Here is an 11,700-nt window from a genome sequence, read left to right as displayed (position 1 = left end):
TTGATGCCGCAAACGAAAAAGGATCGCCGAGGCGATCCTTTTTTCATGCAGCGACTGCGTAGGCCAGTCTTACAGCGACTGATCCCAGGGACGATCGCCGTGCTCATCCTTGATCCGAGTCGGCAGGCCCATCACGTCCAGCGCCTTGAGGAACGGCTCGGCCGGCAGCTCTTCGACGTTGGCCATGCGCTTGGCATCCCACTCACCACGGGCGACCAGCAGGGCTGCGGCGACTGGGGGCACGCCGGCGGTGTAGGAAATACCCTGGCTGTCAGTCTCGGCATAGGCTTCTTCGTGATCGGCCACGTTGTAGATGAACACTTCGCGGGCCTTGCCATCCTTGGTGCCTTTGACCAGGTCACCGATGCAGGTCTTGCCGGTGTAGCCCGGTGCCAGGGAAGCCGGATCCGGCAGCACGGCCTTGACCACTTTCAGCGGCACCACTTCGAGGCCTTCAGCGGTTTTTACCGGCTGCTCGCTGAGCAGGCCAAGGTTGTTCAGCACGGTGAACACGTTGATGTAGTGCTCGCCGAAGCTCATCCAGAAACGCACGTTGGGCACGTCCAGGTTCTTGGAGATCGAGTGCACTTCGTCGTGGCCGGTCAGGTACAGGTTCTGCGAACCCACGACCGGCAGGTCGTCGGTGCGCTTGACCTCGAACATGCGGTTGCTCGTCCATTGGCTGTTCTGCCAGCTGTAGACGGTACCGGTGAACTCGCGGAAATTGATTTCCGGGTCGAAATTGGTCGCGAAATACTTGCCGTGGCTGCCGGCATTGACGTCGAGGATGTCGATCGACTCGATCTTGTCGAAATGCTGTTGCTGGGCCAGGGCCGCATAGGCGTTGACCACACCCGGGTCGAAACCGACGCCGAGAATGGCCGTGATGTTCTTCTGCTGGCATTCCTCGAGGTGTTTCCACTCGTAGTTGCCATACCAGGGCGGGGTTTCGCAGATCTTGCCCGATTCTTCGTGAATGGCGGTGTCCAGGTAGGCCACGCCGGTATCGATGCACGCACGCAGCACCGACATGTTGAGGAAGGCGGAACCGACGTTGATGACGATCTGCGATTCGGTCTCGCGGATTAGCGCCTTGGTCGCCTCGATGTCCAATGCATTGAGCGAGAAGGCCTGGATGTCGGCGGGAACCTTGAGGCTACCCTTGGCCTTGACGCTGTCGATGATGGCCTGGCATTTGGAGATGTTCCGTGACGCGATGGCAATACGACCGAGTTCGTCGTTGTGCTGCGCGCACTTGTGGGCCACCACCTTGGCGACACCTCCTGCACCAATGATAAGGACGTTCTTCTTCAATTGTTTCACCTCCAGGGTACTGCGCTCGTTGAGAAAGGTGCTGCGGTATTACGACAGGCTCGACAGGTAATCGTCGAAACCGAATTCACGAACCACCTCGACGCTGCTGTCAAGCTGCTTGACCACGATGGCGGGCATCTTCAGGCCGTTGAACCAGTTCTTCTTGACCATGGTGTAACCTGCCGCGTCGACGAACGACAGGCGGTCACCGATCTGCAGCGGCTTCTCGAACTGGTATTCGCCGAAGATATCGCCGGCCAGGCAGGATTTGCCGCACACCATATAGGTGTGCTCACCCTCGCTGGGCGCCAGCTTGGCGTTGAGGCGGTAGATCAGCAGGTCGAGCATGTGCGCTTCGATGGAGCTGTCCACCACTGCCAGGTGCTTGCCGTTGTAGAGAGTGTCGAGCACGGTGACTTCCAGCGAGGCGCTGCCGGTGATGGCCGCTTCGCCCGGCTCCAGGTAGACCTGCACACCGTACTTCTCGGAGAAGGCTTTGAGGCGCGCGCAGAAGGCGTCCAGCGCATAGCCTTCACCGGTGAAGTGAATGCCGCCACCGAGGCTGACCCACTCGACCTTGTGCAGCAGGTGGCCGAAGCGCTCTTCGATGTGGCTGAGCATCTTGTCGAACAGGCCGAAGTCGCCGTTCTCGCAGTTGTTGTGGAACATGAAACCGGAGATCTGATCGATCACCGCGTCGATCTTTGACGGGTCCCATTCACCGAGGCGACTGAACGGGCGCGCGGGGTCGGCCAGCAGATAGTCGGAGCTGCTGACCTGCGGGTTGACGCGCAAGCCGCGCACCTTGCCCTCGGACTGTTCGGCGAAGCGCTCGAGCTGCCCGATGGAGTTGAAGATGATCTTGTCGCAGTTGGCGAGCATCTCCTCGATCTCGTCATCGGCCCAGGCCACGCTGTAGGCATGGGTTTCGCCAGCGAACTTCTGGCGGCCTAGCTTGAGCTCGTAGAGCGAGCTGGAGGTAGTGCCGTCCATGTATTGCTGCATCAGGTCGAAGACCGACCAGGTGGCGAAGCATTTGAGGGCCAACAGCGCCTTGGCACCGGAGTGTTCGCGCACGTAGGCGATCTTCTCCATGTTGCCCAACAGCTTCTGTTTGTCGATGAGGTAGTACGGCGTTTTGATCATTGCGCAGTCCGTAATAAAGGTCGGCCAACAGGAGCCCGCCAGCCTCCTGAAAAAAGCGGACGCGAATTGTGCCGACAACGGCCACAGATCGAAAGGCCGTTGAGCATATTTTGTCCATATCGGGGTATTTCGACGCGTTGCCCGGCCCGACTGCCGCCGAGCATGCCCGCCCGGCGTGACCGGTGCATGACAATGTGTCGCTGCCCTTAAAGGTCGGGCTCCGTTTCCCGTACAATCGGCGTTTTTTCGCAAGCGAGCGACCGTCCCGCGATGATCGACCCCAAACGCGTATTGCGCGCCCTCGCCGAGCACTGGGCCCTACTCGAACCGCTCGGTGAACGCTTCGATGCCGGCACCCTGAGCCTGGTGGAGCTGCGCAACCAGCTGACTGCCCAGTTACCACCGCAAAGCACGGCGGTGGATGTCACCGCCGTGCTCGACCAGTGGATCCGCCTGGACATCCTGGTGCCGGTGGCCAAGAGCCCCAACCGCTTCGAGCTCAACGCGCAGATCCACGACTTCCTGTCGTACCTGCGCCGTGAGCACCGCCTAGGCTTGTGCCTGGAGATCGAAGCCTACCTGCGTCACCTCGAGCGCCTGGCCGGCTACATCCAGGACGCCTTCGAAGTGCGCGACGGCAACGACCTGGCCCGCCAGCTGCGCCTGCTCGACATGCGCGTGCGCGATGTGTTGAAAAAGCTCAATAACGACGAGCAGGCGCTGATCGGCGTGGCCGAGCGGGCCAAGACCAGCGACCGGCAGATTCCCCTGCGCCAGCGTTACGCCGAAGTGCTGGCCACCTGGGACGAATACGTCGAGCCGATGATCCAGCTGGTCGCCGCCGATGGCGCCTTCGAGCAAGGCGTGCGCCGCGTAGAGCAGGTGCTGCTCAAACTGCTCGGCGAGCAGCAGCGCCTCGGCCAACTGGTCGACGACGATCTGCTGCTGCGCACCCACGCACGCATTCTGGAAATGCAGACCAGCGCCCAGCTGACCCTGCGCAAGGCCCGCGAACTGCTGCTGCCGCTGCGCGAGGAAGCCCGTCGCCACAACGCCGTGACCCGTGGTGCGGCGCTGGCCCTGTCGGTAATCCGCAAGAAAGGCATCGACGCCGTGCCACAGGCCGCCATGCCGCTGTTCACCCGACCGCAGAGCAACTTCCTGGGCAGCGCCTCCCAGGTCGAGGCCTACGTCTATGCCCTGGCGCGCTTCGAGGCCAAGCCCAACCACTTCCCGAAAGCCACCGGCAAGCGCAAGGGTGACAACCCGCGTGCGCCGAAAACCGCCCGGGAGATGATCGACCGTTGCGAGCAGTCGCTGCCACTGCCGGATCTGATGACCTGGCTGCTGGAACAGGAGCCCGAAGGCGCCACCGACGAGTTGCTGTACTGGTTCTCGCGCCTGTCGCGCGAGTCGCGCTTCCAGCGTGACCGCCTGGAGCGCCAGACCTACCTGACCCGCGAGCACGAAATCAGCATCAGCTCCTATGCCCTGGTGGGCCGTCCTAATGCTTAAGCGCGGCGTAGGGTGGACAACGCGAAGCTTGTCCACCATTGGCCGCCCAATCGTTTCAGTTGCAGCCACGGCTGCAACTGCCAAAGAGCATCACCTATGAATATCGACCTGAAAGAAATGACCCAGCTCGCGGCCGCGTTCCGCGACCTGTTCAAGGGTTACCACATCTCGCGCAGCGAGCCCGAGTGCTACGCCCAGCTGTCCAGCATGCAGGATCAGTATCGCGCGCTGTTTCGCGCCCTGGGCTTCGAGCTGGTCTGCGACCCGCGTGGCTTTTATTACTTCGTGCCCGAGCAGGCCGCGCCCCAGGTCAACAAGACGGCTCAGCGCCTGGCGCTGTTCACCTTCATCCTGGTCGAGCATTTGGCCGACCAGGGGCGTGACCCACTCTCCGTGCTCGACGGCGGCACCATCGGCCGCGACGAGCTGCCGGCACTGCTCGACAAATACCGCGACCTGTTCCTGCAGGCCGAAGTCACCACCCATGAAGAGCTCGAAGACAAGGTCATCCGCCGCCTGACCCAGCTTGGCTTCGCCGAAGACAGCAACGGCGTGTACCGCTTCCTGCCGCCGATGCACCGCTTCCTCGACGTGTGCCTGGCAGTGCAGCACGACCGCGACCTGGCCGCCAGCCTGCACAGTACCGACCTGCCGCTGCCGGCACCGGTGCTGATCGACGACGACAGTGGTGACCCGATCATCACCCTCGACGACGCTGCAGAAGAATCCGAAGAAGACGCCATGGCCCGCGCCATGGCCGAAGAGCGCGCCGCACAGGAGCAAGACGCATGACCCAGGAACGCTACGGTATCCGCCGCTTCGCCCTGCTCAACACCGCTGGCTACAGCCTCGGCCTGTTCCCGCTGGAGAACCCGCTGTCGGTGTACGGCGCCAACAACCTCGGCAAGTCGGCGTCGATCAACGCGCTGCAGTTCCCGATCCTGGCGCGGATGTCGGACATGAGCTTCGGCAAGTACAGCCTGGAGCAGTCGCGCAAGTTCTACTTCGCCACCGACACCAGTTACATCCTCGTCGAAGTCGCCCTGCCCCATGGCCCCCATGTGATCGGCGTGGCCGGTCGCGGCCCGGGCGGCGGCTTCGGCCACCAGTTCTTCGCCTACCAGGGCGAGCTGGACCTGGATCACTACCAGCAGAACGGCACCTGTCTGCGCCAACGCGAGCTGTTCAAGAACCTCGGCCAGGCCGGTATCACCGCCTACGAGCTCAAGCCCGACGAACTGCGTCGTCTGCTGGTCGGCGGCCACACCAGCATCCCGCTGGACCTGACCCTGATCCCGCTGCGCTCGACCAGCGAACAGAGCCTGAAGACCTTCCGCGCTCTGTTCATCAACCTCCTGCACATGCGCGAGATCACCGCGGCGAAGCTCAAGCAGTTGTTCCTCGATGCCTTCGAGCACAGCCTGCGCTCGGGCAGCGTCGATTACATCGCCGCCACCGAGGAAGCCTTCCGCGACGTGCGCCGCATGGAGCAGGACTACCAGGCGCTGGTCACTGCCGGCCCCTTGATCGAAGCCCTGGCATCCGGCGTCACCCAGCGCGAACAGCTGCGCGGCAAGCTGCATCGCCTCTCGCCGCTGCTCGACAACCTGTTGGGCACCTGGCACGACTACGCCGATGCCCGCAAGGAAGAGCTGGTCATCCAGGCCGAGCATTATCGTAACGAGCAGGACAGCCTGCAGAACGACCAGCGTGGCGGCACCCAGGAACTGATGCGCATGGAGCGCGAGATCAGCGAGATCCAGCGCTGGCTGGGCGAGCTGGCGGTACTGAAGAACCGCTTTGCCCTGGTCGACGACATCAAGGTGCTGGAAGCCCAGTTGCTGGCCGCCAAGGATGCCCACGACGAACTGGCCGGCGCCCTGGCGCAGTCCCGTCAGTTCTCCAGCGAAGACCTGGACGAGCGCCTGCGCGACCTGGAAAAACGCCTCAAGTCGGTCAAGCAGCAGCTCGACCACGCCGACAACAACAGCTACTCGCGCCTGCGTGAAGAGTTCTCCCAGGCCGATGTCGATCGCCTGATGCGCCTGTTCAACGGCCAGCTGTTCAGCCTGCCGCTAGGTGAGAAAGGCATCCAGCTCGACGAGGGCGATGTGTGGGTGAAATCCCTCGAAGCCATCCTCGACGGTTTCAAGGGCGAGCGCTTCCAGGTGCCCGGTCTGGATATCGACCTGTCCCACGTCGAGCCGCCAGCCCTGCAGGCCCTGGCCGACCGCGCCGCGCTGCGCGACCAGAAGGATCGTCTCGACCGCGAGCTCAAGCAGCTCAAGACCCAGCAATCGGTCGCCGCCGACCGCGCCGCCAGCAAGGCCCAGGCCGAGCAGCTGTACCAGGCGGTACTGGATGCCCAGAAGGCCCTGGAAGACTTCCGCAAGAGCCAGACCCTGGCCGCCGAGGAGCCGCAGAAGCTGGAGAAGCTCGCCCAGCTGGAAGCCGCCCAGGATGAGCTCAAGCGCGCCAGTGACGCCTTCACCGAACGCGTCCAGCAACTGTCCGCCAAGCTGCAACTGGTCGGCCGGCAGATCGCCGACCTGGAGGCCAAGGAACGCACCCTCGAAGATGCCCTGCGCCGTCGCCAGCTGCTGCCCGCCGACCTGCCGTTCGGTACGCCGTACATGGAGCCGGTCGACGACTCCCTGGACAACCTGCTGCCGCTGCTCAACGACTATCAGGACACCTGGCAGGGCCTGCAGCGCGTAGACGGGCAGATCGAGGCGCTGTACGCCCAGGTGCGCCTGAAGGGCGTCGCCAAGTTCGACAGCGAAGACGACATGGAGCGCCGCCTGCAACTGCTGGTCAATGCCTACGCCCACCGTCAGGACGAAGCCCTGACGCTCGCCAAGGCGCGCCGCGCAGCGGTCACCGACATTGCCCGTACCCTGCGCAACATCCGCAGCGACTACGACAACCTCGAGCACCAGTTGGCGCTGTTCAACCGCGAGATCAACAAGCGCCAGGTCTCCAACCTGCAGAGTTTCCGCATCGTGCTGGCGCCGAACAAGGAAGCCCTGCGGCATATCGACCAGATCATCCACAGCGCCGGCCAGTACGAGGAAGGCGAAACCCTGTCGGTGTTCGACCTGACCCAGAATGCCGAGCAGGACGCCAGGAACGAAGAGGCCAAGGACTACCTGTCGCGCCTGGTCGCCGCCAACGGCAACCAGCTGGGCCTCAAGGACCTGTTCGAGCTGGCCTTCGAGATCACCAAGGTGCACGGCCAGCCGGTTATCCACACCGACATCGATGGCGCAGCCTCCAACGGCACCACGATGACCATCAAGGCGCTGACCAACATGTACCTGCTGCTGCACCTGATGGACCGCGACCTGGCTGGCCGAGTGCGCCTGCCCTACTACCTCGACGAGGCGGCGGACATCGATGAGCGCAACCAGCAGGCGCTGATCGAAACCAGCCTGCAGCTCGGCTTCGTGCCGATCCTCGCCTCGGTGAAACCCCAGGTCTCGGCCACCGTGGCCATCGACCTGGAAGGCGGCAGCGGCCCGAACGGCATCTACATCGACGAAGCGGACTGGAAGTACATCAAGCGCCGCGAGCAGTTCGCTGCACCTGCCAGCAGCGAGCAGGATGCCACCGAGCTGGTGTGATCTTGTTGCCGTAAAGAAAAGGCCCGCGGAGTACGCGGGCCTTTTCTTTTCACATTATTTGAAGGCTTGCGAGCTAGAGTCCTGCAAGGCCTGGGCGGCCCCGCAAAAACAGGAGGAAGCGGCCGGGGTCGCGGGCGACTGTACTTTTGTACATGAGCATTCCGAGCCTGTTTTTAACGCAGCAGGGCCGACGCGCAGCTGCCTTCATCACTTGGGCAAGGCGATTTTCGGCGCCCACTGTAGCCACTCCGGCTGCGCCTCATCGAACAATGCGAAGGTCTGGCCCGGTACTGCGGCATTGCCGGTCGGCTCGGGTGTAGCGAAGGCCACGCCGCCAGCGACCAGGGTTTCCACCGACTCGGTGCGCACCTGCACGCCTTTGAACAGGCCGAAGTCCACACCGAATCCGGAGCTGTTCCAGAAGCGCGTGCCGGTGTGCACCAGCGCGGCATAGCGGGGCTCGATGAGGATATGGATCAGCACCCGGTCAGCCGTTGCGCCCAGCTCGTAGCCAGTCACCTTGCCGACCTGTATTTCTCGGTACGTCACCGGTGAGCCGGCCTTCAGCGAACCCCGGCGCGGCGCACTGAGCACCAGACGCAGGCCCGCCTCCTCGACCACCTGCTCGGGCGCCTGCTTGAGCGCGACGAAGTCGGTCTGCCGGCCGCTGCCCTGACTGGATGGCTGCACTTCGATGTATTGCCCGCCGATAAGCGTATCCAGGTTAGCGGCGCCGGTCAGGCCGATCTCAGGTTTGACCACCCAGAAGCGCGAGCCGGGCCGCAGAACCTGTTGTGCTGCGGTGGTGATACGGCCATGCAGCATCACCGCCTGCAGATCACCGGTCAGCTCGACCCGCTCGATCTTGCCAACCTGCAGGCCCTTGTAGCGAATCTCGGTGCCAGGCGAGAGGCCGTCACCGCGTTCCACGCGAATGCTCAGCTCATCGCCGCTCTTGAGCGACGCTTCGCGGTCGGCGTAAAGGTTGAAGCGCTGCACGCGCTTGGCATCGGCGGGCGCCTTGAGGTCATCGGTCTCGAAAGCGATGCCGCCAGACAGCAGCGTCTGCAGCGACTCGCTCTTCACCTCGATACCGGACAAACCACCCTTGAGGGTGATGCCGCTGACGTTCCAGAAGCGCGTGGTACGGTTCACCAACCCGGCATATTCGGGCTCGATGTGCACGCCCAGCACCACCTGCTTGTTATCGCGAGCGAGCTGGAAGCTCTGCACCGAACCGACCTTCATCTGCCGGTAAAGAATCGGGCTGCCGACGTCCACCGAACCGAGCGTGTCGCTGAACAGCACCAGATGCAGACCTTCGGCGCCGAGGTCCAGCGGCGGCGCCTTGGCTCGGGCGACGAAATCACGGCGTGGCGGGCCGCCCAGTTCACCGGGGCGAACGGCGATGTAGTTGCCCTTGACCAGCGCCTCCAGCCCAGTGATGCCGGCCAGGGAAATCGACGGTTTGACCACCCAGAACTGGCTGCCTTCGACCAGATAGTCCTCGGCCATCGGGTCCATGGCCAGTTCGGCGGTGGCACTCTTCAGATCCGGATCGACCTTGAGAGTCTTCAGGACACCGGCCTGAATACCCTTGTACATGACCGGCGTACGCCCGGCCTGCAGGCCCTCGAAATCGCTGAGTTTGACCACCGCCTTGATACCGGCCTGGGCCGCATCGAAGTCTTCATAAAGACGGAAGGGTTTGCTGGGATCCGTCGGCGGACTGTCCTTGCGGTGCTCTGGAGTGGCAAAGGCAATGCCGCCGGCGACGAGGCTGGTCAGGGACTCACTGCGAACTTTCACTCCGGAGAAATCAGCGTCAACACTGATCCCGCTGGCATTCCAGAAACGCGTGTGTTTGCGCACCAGATGGGCATAAGCCGGTTCGATGAATATCTTCACTTCAACCGAGGCCTGATCGTCGGCGAGCTTGTAGTCCTTCACACGCCCGACCTGGATCTGCTTGAAGAACACCGGGCTGTCGCGATTCAGTGAGCCCAGCCGCTCGGCCTTGAGGGTCAGGTGGAGACCAGGCTGTTCATCAGACAAAGGTGGCGCCTGGGCCAGAGCCTGGAAGTCATAAGCCGGCTCACCAGCGCCCGGACTAAAGGCAATGTAGTTACCGGAAACCAGCGTCTCCAGCCCGGTGATACCAGCCAGGCTGACGCTCGGTTTGACCAGCCAGAAGCGGGTGCCGGTACGCAGCTGAGGCTCGATATCCTTGTTCATCTCCAGCGTAGCGATTACCCCACGCTGCTTATCGCTCTTGTCCAGGGTCAGGCTGGTGACCTTGCCGATCGACATACCCTTGTAGACCACCTCGGTCTTGCCAGCCTCGATACCCTCGCCGCTGGCGAACACCACCTGGATCTCAATGCCCGCTTCGCTATAGGCGCGCCAGGCCAGCCAGCCACCAATCAGCAGCGCGATCAACGGCAGTACCCATATGGCAGACCAGTTGGAGGCCGGACGCGTCCTGGCGGTGGGCAGATCATTCATGGTCGTCATCCGATTCCGTGTTATCCCAAATCAACCGTGGGTCGAAGGTAAGTGCTGCCAACATGGTGAGAATCACCACACTGGCGAAAGCCACCGCTCCCACACCCGGTTCGACGCTGGCCAGACTGCCGAACCGCACCACTGCCACGAGAATGGCGATGACGAAGATATCCAGCATGGACCAGCGTCCGATCCACTCGATGAAGCGGTACATCAAGATGCGTTGGCGAGCCGACATCGGTTGATGTCGTTGCACCGAATACAGTAAAAGGCCGATGCCCACCAGCTTGAAGGTCGGCACCAGAATGCTGGCGACGAACACCACGATGGCGATCGGCAGCATGCCATTGTCAACCAGAGTGATCACGCCGGACATGATGGTGTCGGGCGCTCCCTTGCCGAAAGAATTGACCGTCATGATCGGCAGCACGTTCGCGGGAATATAGAGAATCGCCGCAGTGATCAACAACGCCCAGGTGCGGGCTAGGCTATTGGGCCGACGCTCGTGAATGCGCCCACCACAGCGGGAGCAGAACTGCCGCTTGAGCTCGGGCTCATGGCGATTGAGCTGGTGGCATTCGTGGCAGATGATCAGGCCGGCATCAATGGCGCGCACGGGCGTCCTCCCCGGCCAGCGCTTCCCAGATCTGGTGGGGGGACATGGTCACCTCCAGCCAGACCTGCACCAAAAGCAGCGCAATGAAGCAGAACAGCCCAAAGCCAACGGACAACTCGGCGATATCCGCTAGCTTGACGATGGAAACCAGAATGCCGATTAGGTAGACCTCGAGCATGCCCCATTCACGCATATGGTGATAAATGCGGTACAGCAGAAACCCGTAACCCCGACCGACCTTCAGGCAGATACTCAGCAGCACCAAGAGTTGGCATAGCAATTTGAGCAGTGGAACTGCCATGCTGCACAGAAACACCACTACGGCGATGCTCTGCATGCCAGCGTCATACAGCCCTAGCACACCGCTCCATACCGTGTCGTGGGAGCTCTGCCCGAGCATGGTCATCTGCATGATGGGCAGGAAGTTGGCCGGTACGTAGAGAAGCAATGCAGCCAAGACCAGCGCCAGGCTCCGGCGTATCACTTGGGGGCGGTGGCTGTAGAGTTCATAGCCACAGCGCGGGCACTCGACGCGCTCACCATCGCTAATCACAGGCCGACGCATCAGCAGATCGCATTCGTGGCAGGCGACCAGTTCCGTCAGAGGTACTTCAGCTAATGACTGTTGAGCGGCCGACTCGGGCATAGATGGAGTTCTCGAAAATACCGACCATTCTAAATGAGACCCTGAAAGCAACGCACAGTTATACCGATTATCTGAGCGACAAACATTACCCGAGTGTTACCTCGCTAACCGGCTCTGCTCCGATACCGCTATTTCTTCCGTAGCCTGCGGTTGAGCGAAGCGAAACCCAGGTCAGGTTCAGGCTACTTACCTCTAGCGACTTATCGCTACGGTACGGCCTTTACGGCTGCCTCTTACGTAGCCTGCGGTTGAGCGAAACGATACCCAGGTCAGCGTGCGTTCTGGCCGCCTGCCTGGCGCCGCTCAGTATTGGGCCATGGTCTTTTCCAGCCCGA

8 protein-coding genes are annotated in these 11,700 nt (G+C 62.3%); 3 read left to right on the top strand and 5 right to left on the bottom strand.

Features of this window, described 5'->3' with window-relative positions; all coding sequences use genetic code 11:
* Positions 1-69: 69 nt before the first annotated feature.
* On the bottom strand, positions 70-1,314 hold the full coding sequence (locus PVA39_RS17950; RefSeq protein WP_274125193.1) for a saccharopine dehydrogenase family protein: 1,245 nt from the start codon (positions 1,312-1,314) through the stop codon (positions 70-72).
* A 48-nt stretch (positions 1,315-1,362) separates the two neighbouring features.
* Positions 1,363-2,460: a carboxynorspermidine decarboxylase gene (locus PVA39_RS17945; RefSeq protein WP_274125191.1), complete on the bottom strand. Its 1,098-nt coding sequence runs from the start codon at positions 2,458-2,460 to the stop codon at positions 1,363-1,365.
* 270 nt (positions 2,461-2,730) lie between these two features.
* Between PVA39_RS17945 and mksB the strand changes: the two genes are divergently transcribed.
* The 3 genes from mksB (at position 2,731) to mksF (ending at position 7,598) form a co-directional block, all read left to right on the top strand.
* Positions 2,731-3,975, top strand: coding sequence for an Mks condensin complex protein MksB (gene mksB, locus PVA39_RS17940; RefSeq protein WP_274125189.1), 1,245 nt, complete (start codon positions 2,731-2,733; stop codon positions 3,973-3,975).
* Between the two features lie 96 nt (positions 3,976-4,071).
* Positions 4,072-4,767: an Mks condensin complex protein MksE gene (gene mksE, locus PVA39_RS17935; protein ID WP_027909041.1), complete on the top strand. Its 696-nt coding sequence runs from the start codon at positions 4,072-4,074 to the stop codon at positions 4,765-4,767.
* Positions 4,764-7,598 (top strand): Mks condensin complex protein MksF, encoded by a 2,835-nt coding sequence (gene mksF, locus PVA39_RS17930; protein ID WP_274125188.1) that lies wholly within the window; start codon positions 4,764-4,766, stop codon positions 7,596-7,598. The genes mksE and mksF overlap by 4 nt, the downstream gene beginning before the upstream one ends.
* A gap of 207 nt (positions 7,599-7,805) precedes the next feature.
* Here the strand turns inward: mksF and PVA39_RS17925 are convergent, their stop codons facing one another.
* The 3 genes from PVA39_RS17925 to PVA39_RS17915 are packed head-to-tail and all read right to left on the bottom strand — an operon-like array spanning position 7,806 to position 11,365.
* Positions 7,806-10,103 carry a PqiB family protein gene (locus PVA39_RS17925; protein ID WP_274125186.1) on the bottom strand — a complete coding sequence of 766 codons (2,298 nt, stop codon included), beginning with the start codon at positions 10,101-10,103 and terminating at the stop codon, positions 7,806-7,808.
* Complete coding sequence (locus PVA39_RS17920; RefSeq protein WP_013789979.1) at positions 10,096-10,719, bottom strand: paraquat-inducible protein A; 624 nt, start codon at positions 10,717-10,719, stop codon at positions 10,096-10,098. The genes PVA39_RS17925 and PVA39_RS17920 overlap by 8 nt, the downstream gene beginning before the upstream one ends.
* Positions 10,706-11,365, bottom strand: coding sequence for a paraquat-inducible protein A (locus PVA39_RS17915; RefSeq protein WP_274125184.1), 660 nt, complete (start codon positions 11,363-11,365; stop codon positions 10,706-10,708). Before PVA39_RS17915 ends, PVA39_RS17920 begins: the two co-directional genes overlap by 14 nt.
* Between the last annotated feature and the right edge of the window lie 335 nt (positions 11,366-11,700).

The organism is Pseudomonas sp. CNPSo 3701 (assembly GCF_028674975.1).
Classification (GTDB): domain Bacteria; phylum Pseudomonadota; class Gammaproteobacteria; order Pseudomonadales; family Pseudomonadaceae; genus Aquipseudomonas; species Aquipseudomonas straminea.
The sequence above is the reverse complement of the archived record's forward strand: the minus strand, read 5'-3'. Positions and strand labels throughout refer to the sequence as shown.